The following is a 26,774-nucleotide window of genomic DNA, read 5'->3' as shown; positions in this document are numbered from 1 at the left end:
CGCGACCGACGGCACCAGGAACGCGTGGGTCGTGTCGTTCGCGGCGGTCCACTCGGCCAGTTCCTCGCCGCCGACGATGTGGGCGGGGGTGACGACCATCGTCGCACCTGCGACGTAGGTGCCGAGCACCTCGAGCATCGCGGCGTCGAAGGCGGGTGAGCTGATGCCCAGCCACCGCGCCGATGCGTCCGACGCGTGGTGGTCACGCAGCGTGTACGCGACGCCCGCGAGCCCGGTGTGCGTGACGAGAACACCCTTCGGGACCCCGGTGGAGCCCGAGGTGTAGATCATGTACGCGCCGTTGTGTGCCCGCAGCGGGCGGACACGTTCGACGTCGGTGACCGGTTCGGCCGACGCCGCGCCGGAGGAGATGCGTTCGCGCATCGTGGCGAGCGCGGTGTCGTCGAGCACCGTCGCCTCCATCCCGAGATCGGCGAGCGCGGTGACCTCGGACCCCACCAGCCCGATACGGGCGCCGCTGTCGGTGACGACCCGACGGATGCGGTCGGCCGGGTAGCGCGGATCGATCGGTGCGTACACGGCACCGGATTTCGCGATGGCCCACAACGCCACCTGGACCAGCGCCGACCGGGCGATCGCGCTGACGACGACGTCGTCGGGTCCCACCCCGGCGGCGATGAGGTCGCGGGCGAACGCCGAGCTGAGCCCGTCGAGTTCGCGGTAGGTCAGGCTGCGCGTCTCGTCGACGACGGCGACGGTGTCGGGGGTCGCCTGCGCGGCACGGGAGAGCAGGTCCGCCAACAGGAGTGGGGGCGGTGCGTCGACGGCCGCGACCGAGGGCACCAACTGCGCGATCTCACCGGCACCGAGGATCTCGACGTCGGCGACCGGGGCGTCGGGGCGGGCCACCAGGGCGTCGAGGAGTCGTACCCAGCGGGACGCGAGGTCGGCGACCGAGCCGGCGTCGAACAGGTCGGAGGCGTAGGTGATGGTGCCCCGCCACGGCCCGGGACCGGCGTCGGTGACGACGCCGATGGTCAGATCGACCTTCGCCGTGGCGATCTCGGCCTCGACGACCTCCGCGCGCAGCGACTCCCCCAGATCGAGCAGATCGGCGTCACCCTGCCCGGCAGGCGCGGTTCGCTCGGCCACCGTGAACAGGACCTGCACGAGAGGGGCGAACGCCTCCGAACGCACGACGTCGAGTCGGTCGACCAGTTCCTCGAAGGGGACATCGGCGTGGACGAGCGCGTCGAGATCGGTACGGCGCACCGTGTCGAGGACATCGAGGAAACGCTGCCCCGACCGCACCGGCGTACGCAGGACCACGGTGTTGACGAACATGCCGATCAGGTCGTCGAGTTCGGCTCGACCGCGCCCGGCGACCGCGGTCCCGATCACGACGTCGTCGGTCGCGGCGAGACGGGAGAACAGCACCGCCAGCGCGGCGTGCAGCACCATGAACGTCGTCGTCCCGGATTCGCGCGCCACCTCGGCGGCGGCAGCGGCGATCCCGGCCGGGATCTCGAAGTCGACCGTGGCGCCCCGCATCGAGGCGACGGCCGGTCGTGGCCGGTCGGTCGGGAGTTCGAGCAGCGCGGGCACCCCGGCGAGTTGAGACCGCCAGTGCTCGAGCCCTGCGTCGGTCGACGAGTCCTGTTGCCACAGGGCGTAGTCGGCGTACTGCACCGTCAGCGGCGCCCAGTCGGGTGCCGCACCGGCGGTACGCGCGCGGTAGGCCCACACGAGGTCGCGGGCGAGCACCGGCACCGATTCGCCGTCGGCGGCGATGTGATGCACCGCGATCACGACCAGCGCGTCGTCGCCGTCGACCGCGAGACGGGTCCGCACCGGCAGGTCGATCGTCAGGTCGAAGCCACGCCGCAGCACCGCGAACGCCTCGTCGTCGGTGTCGGACACCGCCCAGTCGAGTTCCGCCGCGGCGCGTTCGGCCTCCCAGATGTGCTGGTGCACCGCACCGTCGCGGTCCTGTGGGTAGACGGTGCGCAGGATCTCGTGTCGGGCGACGACATCGGCGACGGCCGCGCGCAGGGCGTCGACGTCGAGGTCGCCACGCAGGCGCAGCGCGAACGGGATCGTGTACACCGGCGAGGACGTGTCGTAGTGGTTGATGAACCACATGCGCCGTTGCGCGTCGGACAGCGGGATCCGCTCCGGCCGTGAGACGGCGACGACGGGGCGGGAATCGACCCGTTCGGCCGAGTCCAGCCCGGCCGCCAACGCACGGACGCTGGGGGCGTCGAACACCTCCCGCACCCCCACCTCCCGGCCGAGGGCATCCGCGACGCGCGCGGCCACCCGCGTCGCCGAGAGCGAGTTGCCGCCCATGTCGAAGAAGTTGTCGGTGACCGAGACCCGGTCGACGCCGAGCACCGCGGCGAACACGGCGGCGACGATCTCCTCGACCGCGCCCTCGGCCGGGACATGGTGCGCGGATCCGAACTCGGGTGCGGGCAGCGCGCGTCGATCGACCTTGCCCGTCGCGGTCAGCGGCATCGCGTCGAGGGCGATCCACATCGACGGCCGCATGTAGGCGGGCAGGGTCTCGGTGGCCGCGGCGACGGCGGACGGTTCGTCGACGTCGGGCGCGCCGGTGACGTAGGCGATCAGCTGGTCGCTGCCGTCCGGTGCGACGGCGACGGTGACCGTCACCTCACGCACGCCCGGTGCGGCCGCGATCGCGGCCTCGACCTCGCCGAGTTCGATCCGCTGACCGCGCAGCTTCACCTGGAAGTCGGTGCGGCCCAGGTACTCCAGCTCGCCGTCGGCGCTCCACCGGACACGGTCGCCGGTCCGGTAGAGCCGACCACCGGGTTCACCGGGAACATCCGGATCGGGGTCGACCGGGTCTGTGGCGATCGGATCCGGGACGAAGCGTTCGGCGGTGAGATCCGGACGCGACTCGTACCCGCGGGCCACCTGCACGCCACCGAGATACAACTCACCGACGACCCCGCGTGGCACCGGACGCAACCGGTCGTCGAGGACACGGGTGACGGTGTTGGGCACGGGCCGACCGATGGGCACGGTCGTCTCACCGTCGACGACCTCGTGGTGGGTGACGTCGACGGCGGCCTCGGTGGGGCCGTAGAGGTTGTGCAGTCGCGCCTGCGGCGTCAGCGCGCGCATCGCGTGCGCGGTGCCCGCCGGGAGGGCCTCACCGGAGGCGAACACCGCGCGCAGGCCGCTCAGGTCGGCGGCCCCGCCGGTGGCGACCACGTCGACGAACGCGGCCAGCATCGACGGCACGAAGTGCGCCACGGTCACCCGCTCGCGCTCGATCACCTGCGCGAGATGACCCGGATCGCCGTGGCGGTCGGGTTCGACGATGACGATCCGCGACCCGGACAGCAACGGCCAGAAAAGTTCCCACACCGACACGTCGAAGGTCACCGGGGTCTTCTGCAGCACGGCGTCGTCGGCGGAGATCGCGAACCGCTCCTGCATCCAGGCCAGCCGGTTGACGATCGCGCGGTGCGTCACCGTCACGCCCTTCGGCCGTCCGGTCGAGCCGGACGTGAACAACGTGTACGCGGCGTCGTCGGGGTGCGCCGTGGCGAGACGGTCGTCGTCGAGCGTCGCCGGATCATCCACCGGTGCCGAGGTGTCGACGGGCAGCAACGCGTACGTCGCACCCGGGGTCAGCGCGACCGTCGACCCCGCCGGGATCAGCATCAGACGGGCCCGCGCGGTGTCGATCATGTACGCGGCGCGCTCGGACGGCGCCTCGGGGTCGATCGGCACGTACCGCCCGCCCGCGGCGACGACGGCGTGGATCGCGACCAGCAGCTCGATCGACCGCGGGATCCGGATCGCCACGGCCACGTCCGCGCCGACCCCGAACGCGACCAACGTCCGCGCGAGCGTCGCGACACGGGAACCGAACTCGGCGTAGGACACCGTGCGGTCGCCGAACACCAGGGCAGTCGCATCCGGGGTCGCCGCGACCTGACGGGCCACGAGAGTGGCGAGGTTCGTGGTCTCGAGCGGGCGGTGCGCACCGACCGACCAGCGCGCGACCTCGCGGCGTTCGCCCGCGTCGACGATGTCGATGTCGCCGACGGGCAGCGTCGGCTCCGCCACCCCGGCGGCGAGCACGTCGACGAGGCGGCGGGCGATACCGGCGCCGGTGTCGGCGTCGAACAGATCGGTGGCGTAGATGACGGAACCCGTCAGCCCGACCAGCGTGCCTGCATCGTCACGCGAGAGCGTCAGTCCCACGGTGAGGTCGAACCGGGCGGCGGGGTCGCCGGCGTCGACGGGCGTGATGCGCAGTCCGGGGAGATCGATTGCGCCGCCGGATCCGTCGGCCGCGTGCTGCTCGACGGTCAACAGCACCTGGGTCAGGGGGGCGTGGGCCTCGGAGCGGGTCGGCGCCAGCAGGTCGACGAGGTGCTCGAACGGGACGTCGGCGCCGGCGTAGGCGTCGAGGTCGGTGGCGCGGACGAGGTCGAGCAGTTCGGCGAAGGACGCGGCCGGGTCGACCTCGGTGCGCAGCACCAGGGTGTTGACGAACATCCCGATCAACGGGTCGAGTTCGGTCCGGCCGCGACCGGCGACCGGGGTGCCGATGGCGATGTCGCGCGTCGCCGACAACCGCGCCAGGACGGCCGCCAGGGCGGCGTGCACCAGCATGAAGACGGTGGCGCCGCGTCGGGCGGCGAACGCGTCGATCTCGGCGGCGACGGCCGCCGGGATGTCGATGGGGACAACCGCACCCCGCATCGAGGCGACCGCGGGACGCCGACGATCGGTCGGGAGTTCCAGGACACCGGGCAGTCCGGCCAGTCGGGTCCGCCACCGCTCGAGCTGTTCGCCGAGCACGGAGGTCGGATCGTCGATCGACCCGAGGACACGCTGCTGCCACAGGGTGACGTCGGCGTACTGGACGGGCAGTGGCGTCCACGTCGGCGCGACCCCGGCCACCCGCGCCGCGTACGCGGTCACGAGGTCACCGGCCAACGGCGCCAACGACTCCCCGTCGCTCGCGATGTGGTGGAGCACCACGACGAGCAGATGGTCGTCGGGCCCGGTCTCGACGACCCCGGCGCGGATGGGGACGTCGACGGTGACGTCGAACGGACGGGTGGTCAGATCGCTCACACCGGCCGCGAACCACCACGCGTCGCGGTCGAGCTCCGCCGGATCCAGGATCTGCTGCGCGACCACACCGTCCGGCCCCTGCGGGAACACCGTCCGCAGCGTCTCGTGGCGCACGATGACGTCGGACAGGGCGTCGCGCAGGGCGTCGACGTCGACGGTTCCGTGCAGGGTCAGGGCGAACGGGATGTTGTAGGCCGCCGACGACGGGTCGAACCGGTTGATGAACCACATCCGCCGCTGCGCGGGCGACAGCGGGATCGTCGCCGGCCGCTCCCGGGCGACCAACGGTTCGACCACCGTGACATCGGCAGCGCGCACCCGGTGGGCCAGCGAACGCACCGACGACGCGTCGAACAGATCGCGGACACCGACCGCGACCGCGAGGGCATCGGACACCCGGGCGACGACCCGCGTCGCCGACAGCGAGTTACCGCCGATGTCGAAGAAATCGGCGGTGGCCGACACCCGCTCGACCCCGAGGACCTCGGCCATGACCGCACTGATCCGCTCCTCGACGACGCCGACGGGCTCGACGAACTCGGTCCCCGCGACCGCGCCGTCGAAGACCGGCTCGGGCAGGGCCCGTCGATCGACCTTGCCCGCCGAGTTGATCGGCATCTCGTCGAGGACCGACCACACGCTCGGGCGCATGAAAGCGGGCAGCGACCGCGCCACCGCGTCCGACACCGCCTGCAGGTCGACGTCACCGGTGACGTGGGCGACGAGCTGCGCCCCGCCGTCGGGCGCGGTCGCGACCGTGACCGCGGCCAGCACCACGCCCGGGGCACCCGCCACGACGGCCTCGATCTCGCCGAGTTCGATCCGTTGCCCGCGCAGCTTGACCTGGAAGTCGACGCGGCCGAGGTAGTCGATGTCCCCGGCGGAGGTCCACCGGACGAGGTCGCCGGTGCGGTAGAGCCGTACGCCCGGATCGCCCAGTGGATCGGCGACGAACCGGTCGGCGGTGAGATCCGGCCGGGATGCGTAGCCGCGGGCGACCTGGACGCCACCGAGGTACAGCTCGCCGATGACCCCCGGGGGAACCGGCTGCAGGCGCGCGTCGAGGATCCGGGTGACGGTCCCCGCGATCGGGCGGCCGATGGGCACCGTGGCGGCCCCGGCGGTCACCTCGTGCCAGGTGACGTCGACGGCGGCCTCGGTGGGGCCGTAGAGGTTGTGCAGCCGCGCGCCGGGCAGACCGCGCGTAGTGGTGGCGGCCAGCGCCGGGGTCAGGGCCTCACCGGATGTGAAGACCTGTCGGACCGACCCGCAGGCGACGGCGAGGTCGGTGCCGAGCACCTCGGTGAAGGCCGACAGCATGGACGGCACGAAGTGCAGGGTGCTGACCCGCTGCGCCGCGATCAGGTCGGCGAGGTACGCCGGGTCCCGATGGCCGCCCGGGCGCGCGATCGCCATCGACGCGCCGGTCATCAACGGCCAGAACAGCTCCCACACCGACACGTCGAACGTGACCGGGGTCTTGTGCAGGACCACATCGGAGGCGTCGAGGGCGAACTCCGCCTGCATCCAGCGCAGACGGTTGACGATCGCGGCGTGCGACACGGTGACGCCCTTGGGGCGTCCGGTCGAGCCGGAGGTGAACAACGTGTAGGCCGCGTCGTCGGCGTGCAGCAGCCGACGGGGGCGAGCAGGTGCGGTGGTCCCGTTCGGGGTGATCGCGAGGCCACCGTCGGCTGCGGGATCGGCGTGGATCACGGCGCGCACCCGCGCGGTGGTCAGCATGTGGTCGGTGCGCTCGGCCGGGGCGTCGACGTCGAGCGGTACGTACTGCCCGCCGGCGGTGACGACGGCGTGGACGGCCACCACCATCTCGATCGATCGCGGGATCGACACGGCGACCGCGACATCCGGCCCGACACCGGCCTCGACGAGGCGTTCGGCCAGGGCGTGCACGCGCGCACCGAACTCCCGGTACGTCAGCGACCCGTCGTCGGAGGTGAGCGCGGTGGCGTCGGGTGTCCGCGTGATCTGTGCGGCGATCAGGTCGGGCAGCAGCGTCTGCGCGCCGGTGTCCGATGGCAGCGCGGGCCCGACCGACCATGCCGCGATCCGGTCGGCGACGACGTCGGAGACCAGCTCGACCTCGCCGACGGCTGCGGTCGGGCGGTCGACGACGGCGCGCAGGATCGCGATCACCGCGTCCCCGAACACATCGATCTGCGCGTCGTCGAACGCCGACGGCAGGTACTTCAGCGTCAGCTGCAACCGGTCGCCGACCGGGGCGGCGATCAGGTTCAGCGGATAGTGCGTCGCGTCGGTGGCCGACACGTCGCGGATGGTCGGTCCGTCGGCGTCGCGGGCGGCAGCGGTGAGGGCGGCCGAGTCGATCGGGTACGACTCGTAGACCGTCAGGGTGTCGAACAGCACCGACGCCTCGACCGCGGAGGTGATGTCCCCCAGACCGACGTACTGGTGGTCGAGCACGGCGGTCTTGCGGCGGTGCAGGTCGTCGACGAGTGAGGCGAGCGTCTGATCAGGATCGACGGTGGCGGCGACCGGCAGCGTGTTGATGAACAGACCGATCATCTGTGCGACACCGTCGATCTCGGGCGGACGGCCCGACACGGTCTCGCCGAAGACCACGGTGCGCTGCCCGGTGATCCGGGCCAGCAGGATCGCCCAGGCCGCCTGCACCACGGTGCTGGTGGTCACCTCCAGCGCGCGGACCGTCGTCGTCAGTGCGGCCGTGAGGTCGGCGTCGAGCATCAACACGCGATCACGCGGCGGCGACTGCGTGGTCGCGACATGGCCGGGGGCGACCAGCGTAGGTCCGTCGATCCCGTCGAGTGCAGCACGCCAGACCGACAGCGCCGCACCCTGATCGCGGCCCTCCAACCATTCCAGGTAGGTCCCGAAGTCCGGCTCCTCGGCCGGGCGGGCCTCACCGGGCATGCCGTACGCCGACGCCAGCAGTTCGGTCAGGACGATCGGCGCCGACCACCCGTCGAGGATGAGGTGGTGCGCCGAGATGATCAGCGACACCAGGGTTTCGCCGTCGGGGCCGCGATGGCGGACGTGGACGAACCGGATCAGGCCCGCCCGACCGAGGTCGAAGCCCGCGGTGCGTTCACGTCGGGCGATGTCGGTGACCTGTGCCGTAGCCGCGGTCGGCTCGTCGGCGATCAGGTCGATGCTCTGCCAGTCGGGGTCGACGTGCGGCGCGACCGCCACCGCGGCACGTCCGAACTCGGTGCGGACGAACGCCGATCGCAGCACCCGGTGTCGGGCGAGCAGGGCGTGCGCGGCGGCACGCATCGACGACGCCGACGGATCGCCGGTGAACGTGATGGTCGACTGCGTGACGTAGACGTCGATCTCGTCGCGCCCGGCACCGAGGCGGGATCCGGCGGCGAGTTCGGCCTGGAAGAACAGACCCTGCTGCAACGGGGTCAGCGGCCACAGATGGGCGCCGGGACGCTCGCGCAGGATCGTGTCGATCTCGGCCTGCACCAGACCGGTGGATGCGAGGTCGGTCTCACTCGGACCGGGGTCGGCCGCCGCGGTCCTACGCACGATCTCGGCGAGGTTCTCCCCCCACCGGCGTGCGATCTCGCCGACCTCATCGGCGGTGAGAGCACCCGCGGCATAGGCGAACTCGGCCCGTAGTTCGCGTCCCCCGCGACCGTCGACCGAGCCACCGTCGACCGCACCGACGGTGACGGTCAGCACCGAGAGGGCCTGCAGTCGACCATGGATCGATGCCGGTAGCGAGGGGGCGTCGGGTGCGGGGGCGAAGGCGGCGGGCACGGCGTCGTCGGCCCGCGAGGCGTCGCCCAGCACGCCGAGGTAGTTGAAACTCACCGGCGGCAGCGGACGGTCCCGCAGTGGGGAGTCGGGGCGCAGGTATCGCAGCGGCCCGAAGGCGACACCGCGGTCGGGCATCCGGGCCACCGCATCCTTCACCGTCTTGACCACGGTGACGATCGGCGTCCCCGCGGGGGTCGCGACGGTCACCGGCACGAAGGCGGTGAACCACCCGACCGTCTCCGACAGATCCGCACCGGCGGCGATGTGCTCCTCGCGTCCGTGGTTCTCCACCAGGATCGACACCTGATCATCCGCGTCGTCGGTCAGCGCCGCGGCCAGTGCGGCCAGCAGGGTGGTGTCCACCCGGGTCCCGAAGGCCGTCGGCACCGAGGCCAGGATTGCGTCGGCGATCTCTGCCGGGACCACGGTGCGGACCGTGCGCACCGCCGACATGCGGTCGCGGGCGGGGTCGAGCGAGAACCGGGGCGCGTGGTCGGCCCCGGACATGGGCAGGGGCGCGGGCAGGTGCGCATCCCACAGCGCGAGTTGCTCCTCACGGGTGGACAACTCGCTCAGCACACCGGCCCAGCGACGGAACGACGTACCGGTCGACGTGACCGTGATCGGCCGGCCGGTGGTGTGCTGCCACCACGCCGAGGCGATCCCGGTGACGATGGTCTGCCACGACACCGCGTCGACACCGATGTGGTGGGCCGCGACCACGAGCCGACCGCCACCGGCCGGGTCGCGTACCCCGACGGCGGCGACCAGGCGGCCCGACGCAGGATCCAGACTCGCCAGTGCGCTCGCGTGTGCCGCGCGCACCCGGGCGTCGAGGTCGTCCGTGGGGTCCGCATCACCGGTCGGATCGTCGCCGTCCGGGTCGTCGACGCGGACGAGGACGTCGTCGGGGTCGCCCGCGCCCGCGGTCAGCGACCACGCGCCGTCGACGGATCGCAGGGACGCGGTCAGCATCGGGTGCGCGGCCACGACCGCGGTGATCACCGCACGTACGGCGCTCGTGTCGGCGTCGTCCGGCAGTGCGAGGACGGTCGACTGGGAGAAGTCGGCGACGGCCTCGGCGACATCGTCGGCGCCCTCGGCGAGGTCGAGCATCCACGCCACGGCCGGGGTCATGGTCACCGGTCCGACTGCACCGCCGTCGTATTCGTCGAGCGGGGTGTGGCCGTGTGTGCCTGCCACCCGGGCCAGAGCCCGCACCGTGCGCGCGGTGAAGATGTCGCGCGGGGTCACCGCGTACCCGGCCGCGCGGAGCAGCGACGTGAGACGGATCGACATGATCGAGTCGCCACCGAGCGCGAAGAACGAGGCGGTCACCGAGACGCGGTCGGCGCCGAGCACCCCGGCGAACACCTGGGCGATGACCCGTTCGTCGTCGGTGGCCGGCTCCACGATCGACTCGTCGGCACCGACACCGCGACCGAAGTCGGGGGCGGGCAGGGCGCGCCGGTCGAGTTTGCCCGCCGCACTGAGCGGTACGTCCTCGAGCACGGTCCACACCGTCGGCCGCATGTACTCCGGCAGCGCGGAATCCACCGCGGCACGGGCACGGGTGACGAGGTCGTCGGCACCGGTCCCCGCGAGGTCGCCGCCCGAGCGGCCTGCGAGGTAGGCGACGAGATGATCGGTCCCGCCCGGTCCGGGCACCACCGCGGCCGCTGCGTGCACGACACCGTCCGCCCCGGCGAGCACCGCCTCGATCTCGCCGAGTTCGATGCGCTGGCCGCGCAGCTTGACCTGGAAATCGGAGCGGCCGAGGTACTCGAGTTCCCCGGAGGCGTTGCGCCGCACCAGGTCGCCGGTGCGATAGAGGCGTTGACCGCCGGCCGCACCGCCGGGGAACGGGTTGGCCACGAATCGCTCGGCGGAGAGATCGGGCCGGGCCGCGTAGCCGCGCGCGAGCTGCGGGCCACCGAGGTACAGCTCACCGACCACACCGGCGGGCACGATCTGCAGGCGCTGGTCGAGGACGAGGGTCTGCGTGTTCCACACCGGCCGGCCGATCGGCACGGTCTCCCCCACCGACCCGAGCGGTTGGTGGGCGACCTCGACGGCGGCCTCGGTGGGACCGAACAGGTCGTGCAGTGCGGCCCACGGCAGGACCCGTCGTGCCGCACGTGCCACCGACACCGACAGCGCCTCACCCGAACAGAACAGGTACCGCAGGGAGGTGAGACGGGCGAGACGGGCGGGGGTGACGACGTCGAGGAACACCGACAGCATCGACGGGACGAAGTGGACCGAGGTGACACGCTCCCGATCGAGCAGGTCGACGAGATAGTCGGGGTCGGTGTGGCCGTCCGGGCGGGCGATGACGAGTCGCGCGCCTGCCATCAGCGGCGCGAACAGCTCCGGCACCGAGACGTCGAACGTGTACGGGGTCTTGAGGACGACGGCGTCGGAGTCGTCGATCGGGAAGGTCGCCAGCCCCCAACGCAGGCGGTTGGCCACCGCGCGGTGCGACACCGTCACGCCCTTGGGCCGCCCCGTCGAGCCGGAGGTGAACAGCGTGTAGGCCGGGTGGTCGGGACGCAACGGTGCGGTCCGGTCGGCGTCGGTGAGCGCGAGCCCACGATCCGATCCGGTGTCGAATCCGGCGGCGGCGTCGACGACGATGCGGCGCAACCCGGTCGTCCGGACGGCCTGCGGCAGCGCCCCCGGACCGGTCAGCACGACCTGCGCGGCCGCCGTGTGCAGCATGTGCTCGGCCCGGTCGGCCGGTGCCTCCGGGTCGACGGGGACGTACTGGCCGCCGGCGGCGAGCACGGCGTGCACCGCGATCAGCATCTCGATCGACCGCGGGATGCACACCGCCACCGCGACCTCGGGCCCGATCCCGACGTCGACGAGGTCGCGGGCGAGGTGTGCGACTCGCATCCAGAACTCGCCGTGGGTGACAGTCCTGTCGTCGGTCACGAGCGCGACGTGGTCGGGGTGGGCCGAGCCGAATTCCCGCGAAGCATCCGGGAGGGTGGTCGCGGGCAGATCGACGACGGGGCCGGTCGCGGCCGCGGTCTGCTCGGTGATCGTCTCGGGCGGCAGGATCGCGATGTCCCCGATCGCGCGGACGGGTTCTCCCATGCCGTTCTGGGTGCGGCCGAACGCGGTGAGGATGCGGATGAACGCGTCGACGAACGCCTGCACGGTCGAGCGGTCGAACAGATCTGCCGCGTAGATCATCACGCCGGTCATGTCCGCGTCGACGGTGAGGCCGTCGGTGACGCCGACGGTCAGGTCGAACTTGGCCGCGTCGTCGCCGGGGGCCTCGAGTTCGATCTCGATCTCGCCGATGCGGGCCGCGAGCGGCGCCGCGGCGTCGTAGACGAACAACACCTGCGCGAGCGGCTCGAAGGATTCCGAGCGCACCGGGTCGACGGCGTCGACGACCCGCTCGAACGGTGCCTCGGCGTGGGCGAACGCGTCGAGGTCGACGCGGCGGGCCTGCGTGATCAGCTCGTCGATCCCCGCGGACGGGTCCACCTCGGTCCGCAGCACCAGGGTGTTGACGAACATCCCGATGAGCGAATCGAGCTCGGCCGCACCACGTCCGGCGACCGGGGTGGCCACGGCGATGTCGCCGGTCGACGACACCCGCGCCAGCAGGGCGGCGAGCGCGGCGTGGGTGACCATGAACAGTGACGCGTCGTGTGCCTGCGCGAGTCGGCGCAGCGCGGCGCGGGTGGCCGCGGGCACCGTGAACTCGACGGATCCGCTGCGCATGGTGGGGACGGCCGGACGTGGGTGGTCGAACGGCAGGCGCAGCATGTCCGGCAGGTGCGCGAGATGGGAGGTCCAGTGGGCCAGGGCGCGCGACATCTCCGAATCGGGGTCGCCGGCGTCACCCAACAGATCTCGTTGCCACAGTGCGTAATCGGCGTATTGCACACGCGGCGGGACCCATTCCGGCGCCGCACCCTCGACCCGCGCCGCGTAGGCGACGGCCAGGTCACGGGCCAACACGGGCGCGGACTCGCCGTCGAACGCGATGTGGTGCGCGACGATGACCAGCAGGTGGTCGTCGTCGCCGATCCGGGCCAGTCGGGCCCGGATGGGCAGGTCGAGGCTGACGTCGAAGCCCTGGTTGCGGTGATCGCGGGCCTCGTCGGCGCCGACGGTGGCCCAGTCGAGCGCCGCGCGCGCGGTCATCGGGTCCAGGATGCGCTGCGCGGGTTCGGAATCTGAGGTCGGTTCGGCGGTCTGGGTCGCGGCGGTCTGGGCCGGATAGATCGTGCGCAGGACCTCGTGGCGTTCGACGACATCGGCGAGCGCGCGGGCCATCGCGTCGGCGTCGAGCGGTCCGCGCAGGCGCACCGTCACCGGGATGTTGTACCCGGCCGAGGAGGTGTCGAACTGGTTGATGAACCACATGCGTCGCTGCGCGAACGACAGCGGGATCGTCTCGGGGCGAGGGCGGCGGCGGAGTTCGGCACGTTCGATGCCCTGCTCCCGCGTGTCCAGGCGCGCCGCCAGGGCGCGGACCGACGGTGCGTCGAACAGGTCGCGGACCCGCACTGTGACACCGAGCGCCGAGCCGACGCGCGCGGTCACCCGGGTGGCCGACAGCGAGTTGCCGCCCAGGTCGAAGTAGTCCTCGACGACCGACACACTGTCGACGCCGAGGACGTCGGCGAACACGTCGGCGACGACGCGTTCCGAGTCGGTGGCGGGTGGGACGTGGTCGCCGTGTCCGGTCGGTGTGGGTTCGCCGACGATGGCGCGCAAGGCGTCACGGTCGAGCGTGCCCGCCGACGTCAGCGGCACCGTGTCGAGCACGGTGATCGACGCGGGGATCATCCGCGCGGGGAGACGATTCGCCAGTCCGGCGCGCAGCGTGCGGGCGTCGAGGGTGTGCCCGGCCCGCGGATATACGTAGGACGCCACCGTGGTCGTACCGGAGGCCGGGTCGTCGACCCCGAGGGTGGCGGCGAACTCGACTCCGGGCTCCTCGCCCAGGGCGATGTCGATCTCGGCGGGTTCGACCCGAAACCCGCGGATCGTGAGCTGGAGGTCGGTGCGGCCGGTGAACTCGAGTTCCCACCCGGCGTCGGTCGACCGGTCTCCGGCACGGCGCCACCGGACGAGGTCACCGGTCCGGTACATCCGCTCGCCCGGTGCACCCGACGGGTCGGCGACGAAACGGCCCGCGGTCTGCCCTGGCGCGGCGAGATAGCCACTCGCCAGCGAGGATCCGGAGAGGTAGAGCTCGCCGGTGACGCCGGCGGGTACCGGACGCAGACGGTCGTCGAGGACGGCGACCCGTACCCCGGTGATCGGCGCACCGATGCCGACGGGCCCGTCCGCGGTCATCGGTGGTGTCGACGTGCTCCAGATCGTGGCCTCGGACGGGCCGTACATGGCGAACATCCGCCGGCCACGGCTCCACCGGCGCACCGACTCCGGCGCGCAGATCTCGCCCGCCACACACAGGACCCGCAGGTCGGACAGGTCGTCGGAGGGAACGGTGGCCAGGGCGGCAGGGGTCACGAACGCGTGGGTGACGTGCTGCTCGGCGAGCAGGCCAGCGAGCTCGGCACCGCCGCGGATCGACGGCGGCGCGATCACCTGCGTCGAGGCCGACGCGGTGGCGAGCAGCACCTCGAAGACCCACGCGTCGACACCCGGGGACGCGGACTGCAGCACCCGCGAGGCGGGGGTCACGTCGAAGCGGTCGGCGATCTCGGCGACCACGTCGGCGAGTCCGCGGTGGGTGACGGCGACGCCCGTGGGCCGACCGGCCGACCCGGACGTGACGACGACGTACGCGATGTCGTCCAGACGCGGCTCGTCCCCACCGGTCTGGTGGTCGGCGTCGGGCGTCGGGAGCGCATCGAGGTCGAACCAGTCGATCGACGACGGCAGACCGTCGCGCGCTCCCGCGGTGGTCAGTCCGACGCGCAGACCGGCGTCGGAGATCATCGAGGCGATGCGGTCGGACGGTGCGGCGGTGTCGACGGGGACCACCGCGGCACCCGCCACCGCGATGCCCCAGAACCCGACCAACGCCTCGACGGATCGACCGACGGCCAGGCCCACCGGCGTACCGGCGGCCACCCCGGCCGAACGCAGCACGGCGGCAACCGCATCGGCTCGGGTCGCGAGTTCGGAGAAGGTGAGCTCGACGCCGGCGGCACTGATCGCGATCCCGTCGGGATGCGCGGCGACCGCGTCGGCGAGGATCGCAGGCAGCGTGCGCGGGGTGACCGAGGCCGGGCCCGCCACGGTCGTGAGCGCCAGGGACTCCTCGGGCGAGAGGACGTCGATGTCACCGACCGGACGGCTCGGATCGGCTCCGACCGCCGCGATCACCGCGGTCAGCCGCCGGGCGAGTTCGGCGATCGTCGACTCGTCGAACAGCGCGGTGGCGTAGGTGAACACCGCGGACAGGGCGCCGCCGTGCCCGGTGTCGTGCGGCTGGGCACCCTCGGAGACGGTGAGCTGGAGATCGAACTTGGTCGTGGTGACGTCGGTGTCGACGCCGGCGACGGTCAGGCCGGGCAGCTCGAAACGGACCTGCCCGGTGTCCTGGAACGCCAGCGCCACCTGGAACAGGGGGGCGTGCGCCGTGGAGCGTTCGGGGTCGAGGTGGTCGACCAGCCGCTCGAAGGTGACCTCGGTCGCGTCCAGCGCGGCGATGTCGGTGGTGCGCACCCGGTTCAGGAGCTCGACGAAGCCCGCGCCACGGTCGACGGGCGTCCGCAGGACGAGCGTGTTGACGAACATCCCGATCAGGTCGTCGAGTTCGGCCGAGCCGCGTCCGTGGATGGCGGTGCCGATCACCACGTCGTCGGTTCTTCCCGACCGCGCGAGCAGCACCGCGAACACCGCGTGGACGGCCATGAACATCGTTGCGCCGCAGTCGTCGGCGACGCGCCGGAGACCGGCCACGGTCGTCGCGTCGACGACGAACGCGTACTCGGCCCCCGCACTCGAGGCCACCGCGGGTCGGGGTCGGTCGAGCGGCAGGTCGATCAGATCGGGGATGCCGTCGAGTTGCTCGGTCCAGAAGCGCAGCTGTTGCGCCGCCAGGGAGGTGGGGTCGGAGTCGTCGCCGAGCACCGCGCGCTGCCAGAGCGTGTAGTCGACGTACTGCACCGGCAGCGGCGCGAAATCGGGTTCCGTCCCGTTCCAGCGCGCCCGGTAGGCGGTCATCAGGTCCCGCGCGAGCGGGCCGAAGGAGCCGCCGTCGCTGATGACGTGGTGGGCCACGACGACGAACACGAACTCCAGATCGGCGACGCGGACGAGCCGTGCCCGCAACGGCGGCGCGACCGCTAGGTCGAACTCGGCGTCCACGATCGCCCGGATCGCCTCGGTCCGTGACGCGGTGTCGTTGTGGCGCAGATCGATCGGCGGGTCGATGGCGACATCGGGGTGGTGGTCGCCCACCGGCAGCACCACCTGTTCGGGCACACCGTCGGTCGTCGCGAACCGGGTGCGCAACACGCCGTGGCGATCGATGACGTCACGCAACGCGCGGTCGAGTGCGGCGACGTCGAGGTCACCGCGGAACCGCAGCACCAGCGGGATGTTGTACCCCACGCTGTGCGGGTCGAGTTCGGCCAGGAACCAGATGCGGCGCTGCGCATCCGACAGCGGCACCGGACCCTCGTGGGAGATGGGGACCAGCGGCGGTCGTCCGACGGTCGATCGCGCCGAGAGTCGTTGTGCGAGCGCCCGGACACTGGGGGCCTCGAAGATGTCGCGGACGGTGACGGCGACGTCGAGGGCGTCGGCGCTGCGTGCGGCGATCCGCGCAGCCACCAGCGAATTGCCCCCGAGGTCGAACAGGGAGGTGGTGACACCCACCCGGTCGGTCTCGAGGACCTCGGCGAACAGGTGCGCCAACGCGCTCTCGGCCTCGGTCGCGGCCGGCTCCGCGTCGTCGTGGGTGACCGCCTGCGGCACGGGCAGAGCACCGCGGTCGAGTTTTCCATTGACGTTCAACGGGAGTCGGTCGAGCACCATGACGACGTCGGGGACCATGTAGTCCGGGACGCGGGTGGCCACCTCCGCACGCACGGCCGCGACGTCGAGGTCGCCACCGGTCGTCGGCGCGGCCACGACGTAGCCCACGAGCTGTTCGGGGAGGTCGCCACGCTGCCGGATCGCCGCGGCGGCGGAGCCGACGCCGTCGGCGGCCAGCAGTGCCGCCTCGACCTCACCCAACTCGATCCGGTAGCCACGCAGTTTCACCTGATCGTCGCTGCGACCGAGGAATTCGTACGAGTCGCCGCGCACCAGGACGACGTCGCCGGTGCGGTACATCCGCTCGCCGGTGTCGGTGAACGGGTTGGCGACGAACCGACCCGCGGTGAGGTCGGTGCGCGCGAGGTACCCACGGACGACCTGCGGGCCCGCGACGTAGATCTCGCCGGGCACGCCGTCGGGGACCGGGCGCAGACGCGCGTCGAGGACGTGGACCTCACTGCCCGGGGTCGCGATGCCGATGTCGGACGCGGTTGCCGCCGAAGCGAACTCGGCGGTCATCTCGCGACGCGTCATGTAGACGGTGGTCTCGGTGGGGCCGTACATGTTGTTCAGCTGCGGTCCGGGCTCGCCGTCGATGCGCAGGCGGTCGGAGTGCCACCGACGGACCTGCTCGACGTCGAGGACCTCACCGGCGAAGATCATCCGGCGTACCGAGCGCGGCATCCGGCCGACCGGCCGGTCGCGCAGCGCCGCGCCGAGCTGATAGAACGCCGACGGTGTCAGGTTGACGATCGTGACGTGCTCGCGCTCGAGCGCGGCCACGAAATCGTCCGGCGAGCGCGTCGTCACGTGGTCGAGGACCACCAGTCGCCCACCGGTCGTCAGCGCGGTCCAGATCTCACCGACGGAGACGTCGAAGGCGAAGGACGCGAACATCGACCACACGTCGTCGGCGGACGCGTCGTAGATGTCGTCGAGCCCCTCGAGCAGGGTGACGACCGCGTCGTGGGTGACGACGACGCCCTTCGGGTTGCCGGTGGAACCCGAGGTGTACATGACGTAGGCCGGATGTCGTCCGTCGATCCGAAGCGGCAGCGCGGTGTCCGAGGCGCCGGGAGCGGTCGGGCCGTCGAGATCGCCGACCGTCGTCAGCGGCACCCCCAGCCGCTCCCACGACGCCGTCGTCTCGGTGTCGGTCACGATGAGCAGTGGCTCGGCGTCGGTGACGATGCCGTGCAGACGGGCCAGCGGATGCGAGCGGTCCAACGGGAGGTACGCCGCGCCCGTCTTCAGCACCGCGACGAGGGTGACGATCAACTCCGCCGTCCGGGGCAGCGCGACGCCGACGAGGATCTCCGGACCGGCTCCGGCCGCGACGAGTCCGGCCGCCACCCGGTCCGACCGTTCGTCGAGCTCGCGGTAGGTCAGCGCCGTGCCGTCGAGGTCGGTGACCGCGGTCCGTGCGGGATGGCGGTGGACCGCCGACCGGAACCGACCCGACACCGACTCCCAGTCGTTCGTCCCGGCGATCTCGTTCGCGCTCGACCGGATCAGCGCGACGGTGGCGGTGGTCGCGGCGGCGACCTCCGCGGGCGCGAGACCGGTACGGGGGAGCAGCCCGGTGACCGCCACCCCGACCCCGGCCTCGGCGTCGATGCCGCGAGGGGCCAACATCGCCACCGTCGCGTCGATCTTGGCCCGTAGGTCGGCGAAGGTGACGGGCTTGCGCGCGCCGTGGAACGCCACCTGTGTCGGGGCGAGAGACGCCGCGAGCGCGACGAGCCACTGGGTGGACGGACGGGCGCGGTGCCTCGGTGGCGCCTGGGGCGGTTCGGAACCGATCGCGGTCACGCCCGGTCGGCCGTTTCCGGCGCCGTCGCGGCGCCGGCGATCCGACACGCATTGACCTGCAGTTGCCCCAGCGCGGCGTCGAGGACCTCGACACCGCCGTCGGCGATCTCGGGAACCACTGCGGTCAGGGCCATGGTGAGAGCACCATACGCGTCGCCGTCGGGCAGCGTCATCATCAGTGCCGTTGCCATCGAATCGATCTCGGCGAAGCTGACCTCGACACCGCCGTACTCCACGGCGGTCGCGTCGGGGTCGATCTCGGTGGCCTGCGCCACCAGGTGCGCGAGATCGGCCGGATCGCTGCCCGCACCCGCCGCCGACTCCTCGATGGCGCCGAGGAGGACCGCGGGATCGGCCGGGCGGTCGAGCGCGATGTCGATGTCACCGACGATGTGGGTCGGATCCGCGGCCACCGCCCGCAGCACCTGGCCGTAGCGGGCGACGATGCGTTCCACCGTCGTCGCGTCGTACAGGTCGGTCGCGAAGATGACCCGACCGGCCATGGCCCCGGCGCGGTCGGCACCACTCGGGTCGACCGGGAACAGCATGAACTCGAGGTCGACCTTGGCCGCCACCGAGGAGAGCGGTTCCGGGGTGATCCGCAGACCGTCGAGTTCGACGGTCGGGAAGACGATGTTCTGGAACGCGAACATCACCTGGAACACCGGGTTGTGCGAGCCGGAGGGCGAGGCGACCACCCGCGAAACGATCTCGTCGAACGCGACGTCGGCGTGCGCGGTGTCGGCGAGGTCCTCCCCGCGCACCCGGTGCAGCAGCTCGTCGAACCCCTCCCCCGACCGCACCCGGGTACGCAACGCCAGGGTGTTGACGAACATCCCGACCATGTCGTCGAGGGTCTCGTCGTCGCGACCGGCGTACGGCGTCCCGATGACGACGTCGTCGTGCCCCGACAACCGCGACATCAACACCGCGAACGCGGCGTGGACGACCATGAACAGGGTGCTGTTGTGTTCGCGAGCAATGGATTCGAGTGCGTCGACCACCTGCGCCGGGATCTCGAAGTCCAGCACGTCGCCCCGCGAACTCGGCGACGTCGGCCGCGGCCGGTCGGTGGGCAGGGCGATGCGGTCGGGCGCCCCGGCCAGGCGACGCGTCCAGTAGGCCAACTGCCGGTCGGCGTGCGTCACCCCGTCGTCTCCGACCGCGGCGAGCCGCTCGCGCTGCCACACGACCCAGTCCGCGTAGTGCAGCGGGAGGCGCTGGGGCGGCGGCGTACGGCCGTCGAGGTGGGCGGTGTAGCCGTCGACGAGGTCGCGGGCCAGCGGCATCAACGAGGCCCCGTCTGCGCTGATGTGGTGTACCACGAACACCAGCAGGTGGTCGTCGGGGCCGACGCGTACCACCGCGGCCCGGACCGGGATACCCGTGGTGAGGTCGAAGCCGCGGTCGGTGACGGCCGCGATCGCGGCTGGGATCTCCTCGGGGGCGGCGACCGAACGCCGGGCGGTGAGGTCGACGAGCGGGACCACGAAATCGTCGGCCACCGCGGCGGCCGGGCGGATCACCTGAACCGGTTCGCCCCCCAGCAGCGGGTACGTCGTCCGCAGCGTCTCGCGGCGCATCACCAGCTCGGTGATCGCGGCGCGCAGCGCGGGCACGTCGAGGCCGCCGCTCAGTCGCAGCGCCAGGGAGACGTTGTAGGACGACGAGTCCGGATCGGCACGGTTGACCAGCCACATGCTGCGCTGCACACCGGACACCGGGACGACCTCGGACCGCGGACGCACCGTCAGCGGCGGTGCGACGGGTCCGCGGACGTCGGCGGTGGTGACCGCACCCACCAGCGTGGCGACGGTCGGGTTCTCCAGCAACGTCCGCACCGAGATCCGCCGGTCCAGGAGGGTCTCGAGCCGCGCGACCACCTTGGTGGCCGACAACGAGTTGCCGCCCGCGGCGAAGAAGTTCTCGTAGACGCCGACCGAGTCGACCCCGAGCACCTGCGCGAAGACGCCCGCGACGACGGACTCGAGCTGGCTGCGCGGGGCCACCGAGTCCGGTGACGCCGTCAGGGTCACCGGCGGTAACGCCGACCGGTCGATCTTGCCGACGGTGGTCAACGGGAACTCGTCGAGGACGGCGACGGTGCGGGGGACGAGGTACGCGGGCAGCGCGCGCGCAGCCGCGTCGACGACGTGGTGCGGCACCAGGACCCGACCCGGTGCGGGCGTCACGTAGGCGACGAGCACCTCTTCCCCGCCCGGGGTGGTGGTGGCGACGGTGAGCGCGGCCTCGACGCCGTCGATCGACGTCAGGACGTCGTCGATCTCACCCGGCTCGACGCGCACACCACGGATCTTGATCTGGAAGTCGGTGCGCCCGTGATAGACGAGATCGCCTGCGACGGTGCGGGTCACGCGGTCACCCGACCGGTACATCCGGGTGGCACCGGAGTCGAACGGGTTGGCCACGAAGCGCGTCGCGGTGAGGCCGGGTCGGTCGTGGTAGCCGCGACCGAGGGCCGGCCCGGCCAGGTACAGCTCACCGGCGACCCCCGCGGGGACCGGGCGCAGCCAGTCGTCGAGGACCAGCGTGGTCATGCCGTCGATGGCGCGACCGATCGTGACCAGTTCACCGACCCGCATCGCCGACGAGGTGGTCGCGGTGATCGTGGCCTCGGTGGGGCCGTAGAAGTTGTGTAGGTGGCGACCGGCGCCGGCCCATCGGGTGACGACCTCCGGCGGACACTGCTCGCCCGCGCTCGCCAGGATCCGCAGGGTCGGGACCTCCGACGGCTCGATGGTCGCCAACGCCGAAGGCGTCATGACCGCGTGCGTCACGCCCCGCTCGGCGATGAGCGCGGCGAGTTCGGGTCCGGCGAACACGTCCGGCGGGCTGATCACGAGTTCCGCGCCCGCGCAGAGTCCCATGATCATCTCGAACAGCGACACGTCGAAGCTCGGCGACGCCACGTGCAGCACGCGGCACGTGCGGTCGCAGCCGAGCACCGTTGCCTGGGTGGCGACGAGGTCGGCGAGGCCGGCGTGGGTCACCGCGGCGGCCTTGGGTCGTCCGGTCGAGCCCGACGTGAACAGCAGGTACGCGAGATCGGCGATGTGTACGGGCCGACGCAGCTCGGACGGGTGGATGCGCGACCCGCTGTGCCCGGCGAGACCGAGTTCGAACGACACCTCGTCGATGGCCAGCCAGGTGATGGCCCGCCCGTCCGACGGCGGCGTGCCGAGCTCGGAGATGGTGAGTCCGAGCACCGCGGTGCTGTCGGCGATCAGGGCGGCACGACGGGAATCGGGCTGACGGGGATCGATGGTGACGAAGGCCGCGCCGGTCTTGGCGACCGCGACGACGGCCATGACCGAGTGGTGCGACCGTCCGATCGAGATCGCGACGATCGAACCGGGACCGACGCCTCTCGAGATGAGTTCGCGGGCCAACTCGTTGGTCCGCGCCTCGAAGACCGCCCAGGTGATCGACACCGCGCCCGACACGGCCGGGGCGTGCGGATCGGCCGCGGCGGCGCCCGCCGCCAGCAGCTCGGACAGCGTGCGCCGGGGGTTCGACGACACCGACGACGTGGCGGTGATCGCGTGCCGGTCGTCGAGGAGTCCGATGCGACCCACCGGCGCCGACGGTGCGGCGACCATTGCGCCCAGCACGCGGCGCAGGTGATCGCCGAGCGTCCGGATAGTCGGCTCGTCGAACAGCGAGGTGGCGTAGTTGATCTCGACCGCGTAGCCGCGCGACGACGTCCGGTCGGCCGGCTCGGTGACCGTGATGGTCAGGTCGTACTTCGCGGCCGGGACCCGCGCCTCGAGCCCGGCGTCGACGTCGGAGCGGTCCGCGAGGCCGGCCCACGGATCCGACTGCATCGTCAGCGCCACCTGGAACAGCGGGGCGTACCCGGATGAACGCTGTGGCGCCAAAGCGTCCACGACCCGCTCGAACGGGACCTCCGCGTGGGCCATCGCGCCGGCGATTCCCCGGTGCGAGGAGGTCACGAGGTCGGCGACGGACTGCGCGGGACGGATCCGGGACCGCAGCACGACGGTGTTGACGAACATGCCGACCATGTCGGCGGTCGCCGGGTCGTCCCGACCGGCGATCGCGCTGCCGATGCTGACGTCGTCGGTGCCCGCGAGTCGGCTGAGCACCACGGCCAGCCCGGTGTGCAGGACCGCGAACGGGGTGACCGCGAGATCGGTGGCCAGGCGCCGGATCCCGGTGGACAGATCGGCGTCGAGCATGGTGTCGACGTACGCGCCGCGGCCGTCGGCGACCTGCGGGCGGGGTCGGTCGGTGGGCAGGGTGAGCAGACCGGGGGCACCGTGGAGCTCCCGCCGCCAGAACTCGAGGCCGTCGGTCAGCACCGGGGTGGGGTCGGCCAGGCCACCGAGACGGGCCTGTTGGCGCAGCGCCACCTCGGCGAAGTCGATGGGCAGAGGCGTGAACTCGGGCGGGAGTCCGGCCCGACGGCGATCGTAGGCGTGGCGCAGGTCGCCGATCAGCGGACGCAGCGACTGCCCGTCGGCGGCGATGTGGTGGACCACCAGGACCGCGACCGACTCGGCCGACGTCGCGCCGTGACCGGACGTGGCCAGCAGGTGTGCGCGGAACCCGATCTCGTGCTCGAGGTCGAACCCGGTCCCGACCAGGTCGGCGACGGCACGCCCGACGTCGACGGTCGACGCGGGGCGCTCACCGATGCCCCGCGCACCGAGACTCTGGGCATCGAGAACGTGAGCGTCGACACCGGGGGCGACCGTGGCCATGTCGAGGACCTGCTGCACCGGCTCGCCGTCGACCGACGGGAACACGGTGCGCAGGATCGCGTGCCGCTCGAGGACGTCGCGCACCGCCGCGGCGAACGCCGCGACGTCGACGTCGGCACCCAGGCGAACCGCTCCGGACATGTTGTAGGTCGGGGCCGACGGGTCCATCCGGTTGATGAACCACAACCGGGTCTGCGCGTGCGACAGCGGGATCGACGCGGGACGCGGGAGCGATGGTGACGCGGCGGCGCCGTCGGCGACCGGCTGGGTGCGGGCGGCGAGCTCACCGATCGAGGGACTGTCGAAGACGTCGGCCAGGTCGATCGCGAGCCGGTGTTCGGTGCGCGCCACCGACACCAGCCGGGCCGCGATCAGCGAATCGCCGCCGAGTGCGAAGAGGTTGTCGCGCATACCGACCCGCTCGACCCGCAGCAGGCCGCGAACGAGCTCGGCGAGCGCGATCTCGACCGCCGACTCCGCCTCCCGATGGGGGGTGTCGGAGCGCAGGACGGGCGCGGGCAGCGCGCGGCGGTCCAGCTTTCCCGATGAGGTGACGGGGAGTTCGTCGAGCACGACGATCGCCGCGGGCACCATGTGCGAGGGCAGACGACGACGGCAGCGGTCGGCGATCGCGTCGACGTCCAGCACGTCGGCGGCACCGCGGACGTAGGCCACCAGGGTGACCGCGGGCCCGAGGTCGGAGCGGGCGAGCACGGCGGCGGCCTCGACGCCGGGGATCATCGTGAGCACCGACTCGATCTCGCCGAGTTCGACGCGACGTCCGCGGATCTTGACCTGGAGGTCGGTGCGACCGAGGTATTCGATCTCCCCGACCGCGTTCCAGCGCACCAGGTCACCGGTCCGGTACATCCGCGTGCCCGTGCCGTCGAACGGGTTCGCGACGAATCGGTCGGCCGTGATCCCGGGGGCGCCCACGTAGCCGGTGGCGAGCTGTCGGCCGGCGAGGTAGAGCTCCCCGGCGACCCCGGCGGGCACCGGTCGGAGCGATGCGTCGAGCACATAGACCTCGGTCTCGGCGACGGGGCGCCCGATCGGCACGGGGTCGGCACCCGCCGCGACGCGGTGAGCGGTGACGTCGACCGCCGCCTCGGTCGGGCCGTAGAGGTTGACCAGGTGCGCCGTCGACGACGTCAGCAGCCGCTGCGCGGTGGCCGCACCGAGGGCTTCTCCGGAGGTGAACACCACGCGCACCGACGGCGGCAGGGACACCGCCCGACCGTCGGCCGACACGACGTCGAGGTAGACGTCGAGCATGGACGGCACGAAGTGCGCGACGGTCACGCCGCGCTCGGCCATCAGGTCGTGCAGGTGGTCGGGGTCGCGGTGTCCGCCCGGACGGGCGATGACCATGCGCGCCCCGGTGCGCAACGGCCAGAACAGTTCCCAGACCGACACGTCGAAGGTGGTGGGCGTCTTGTGCAGGACGGCGTCGGAACCGTCGATCCGGTGGTCGTCCTGCATCCAGTCGAGCCGGTTGAGCACCGCACGGTGTCCGACCTCGACGCCCTTGGGTGTGCCGGTGGAACCGGAGGTGAAGATGACGTAGGCCGCACCGCCGGGTGCGATCGCGAGTTCTGCGACATCGGCCGTGTCGGGGGCCGGGCGGGTGGGATCGAAGTCGATCGACGTCAGGTACGCCGCATCCACCACCAGCCGCGCATCGACGGTGGTCTCGATCCTCTCGCGGCGTTCCCGTGGGTCGGTCGGGTCGACCGGGACGTAGACCGCACCGAGGGTCAGCACGGCGTAGACCGCGGCGACCTGGGCGACACCCCGGTCGAGGGCGACGACGACGCGATCACCGGCCACGACGCCGTCACGGCGCAACCGCTGCGCGAGGTCGGTGCGCAGGTCGGCGAACGCGCGGTAGGTCAGCGTCACCCCCGTCGCCTCGATCGCGACGGCCTCGGGCGTGGCGGCGGCCTGCGCCTCGAATCCCGCGAGCAGATGTTCACCGGGGGTGTCGGCACGGCGGGGTCCGCGGCCTCGGGCGATCAGGGCGTCGTGCTCGTCGTCGAGCAGCACCGAGAGGGCGGCGACCGGCGTCTCCGGTGACGACATCAGGCGGTCGGCGAAGAGCAGGAAGCGCTCGAGGTGGGTGTCGAGTTCGGCCTGGTCGTACAGGTTGGGGTTGCCGTGGAGGTCGACGACCAGGCACTCGCCCGGACTCGCCTGGTAGAGGTTGATCCGCAGGTCGTCCAGGGTTCCCGAGGACAGGATGTGGTAGTCGGCCCGGGCCCCGTCGATCTCGATACGGCGGTCGAAGAAGACCAGGTTGACGATCGGACCGAACGACGCCGCGGTGGCGTCGGCCATCCCCGCGGCGAGTCGGATGTCCTCGTAGCGGAACCGCTGGTGCCGGAGGGCACCGGTCAGTTCGAGTTGCACCTGGGAGATCAGCTCGCGCCCCGTCGCGCCGACGACACCGTCGATCCGGACCGGCAGCATGTTGGCGACCATGCCGCTCCCGCGCTTCACCCGGGCGCTGGCCCGGCCGGTGACGGGCAGGCTGAGCACGACGTCGTCGACGTTCGTCATCCGCGACAGGTACGCCGCGAACGCGGCGATCAGCAGAGCCGCCGCCGAGGTGTTCCCCGCCGCGGCCGTCGAGTCGACCAGGTCCTGTCGATCGCGATCGACCCGCCTGCTGGCCATGACGTTCGCGGGTGACAGGGCTGCGGTGGTGGCCCTGCGCGACAGGGTCGGCCCCTCGGGCAGATCGGCGACGCGGGCGACCCAGTGCTCGCGGTCGGTCTGTCGGCGGGTGCTCTGCGCGTACTTGTCGTCGTCGGCCGAGATCTCGGCCAGGGAGGCCCGGGCGGGCGGGACGTGTTCGGCGCCGGCCAGCATCGCGTTGTAGCGGTGTACGCCCTCGTGCAGGCTGGTCAGCGCCGAGAAACCGTCGAAGGCGATGTGGTGGCCCCGCAGGTACCAGAAGCAACGGTCGTCGGCGACGCGGATGAGCGCCGAGATCGCCACACGATCGGTGTCGAGGTTCATCGGCCGCCGGTGATCGGCGTCCATCCACGCACGCGCGGCCGCGACCGGGTCCGGCTCGGAACGCAGATCGAGGGGCTCGACACGGAAATCGACGCTCGGGTCCACCCATTGCATCGGGACGTCGTCGACGACCACGATGCGGGTGAAGGCGGACTCCAGGGACCGAGCCGCCTCGACGACGGCGGCACAGAACAGATCACGGTCGAGGGGTCGGTCCTCGTCACGGATGTCCAGGTAGTGCGCGACGGTGACCGAGTAGTCGGCGTGCAGTCGCTCGGCGAACCACATGCCCCTCTGGGCAGCGGTCAGCGGGATGGGATCGGTCGTCGGACCGGCGACGCGCTCGCCGTCCAT

Annotated in this window: 2 protein-coding genes (1 of these 2 cut by a window edge); both read right to left on the bottom strand. The window is 72.0% G+C overall.

The window, feature by feature from the left end; all coding sequences use genetic code 11:
* On the bottom strand, nt 1-18,702 hold the 5' portion of the coding sequence (locus IEV93_RS10350) for a non-ribosomal peptide synthase/polyketide synthase (protein ID WP_188489380.1). 22,629 nt of this gene lie to the left of the window's left edge; only the first 18,702 of its 41,331 coding nucleotides appear in the window; its start codon is at nt 18,700-18,702; its stop codon lies beyond the left edge, outside the window.
* On the bottom strand, nt 18,651-26,774 hold the full coding sequence (locus tag IEV93_RS10345; RefSeq protein ID WP_188489378.1) for a non-ribosomal peptide synthetase: 8,124 nt from the start codon (nt 26,772-26,774) through the stop codon (nt 18,651-18,653). The genes IEV93_RS10350 and IEV93_RS10345 overlap by 52 nt, the downstream gene beginning before the upstream one ends.

It is taken from the genome of Williamsia phyllosphaerae, from assembly GCF_014635305.1.
GTDB classification, from domain to species: domain Bacteria; phylum Actinomycetota; class Actinomycetes; order Mycobacteriales; family Mycobacteriaceae; genus Williamsia_A; species Williamsia_A phyllosphaerae.
This window is presented reverse-complemented; position numbering and strand designations above follow the sequence as displayed.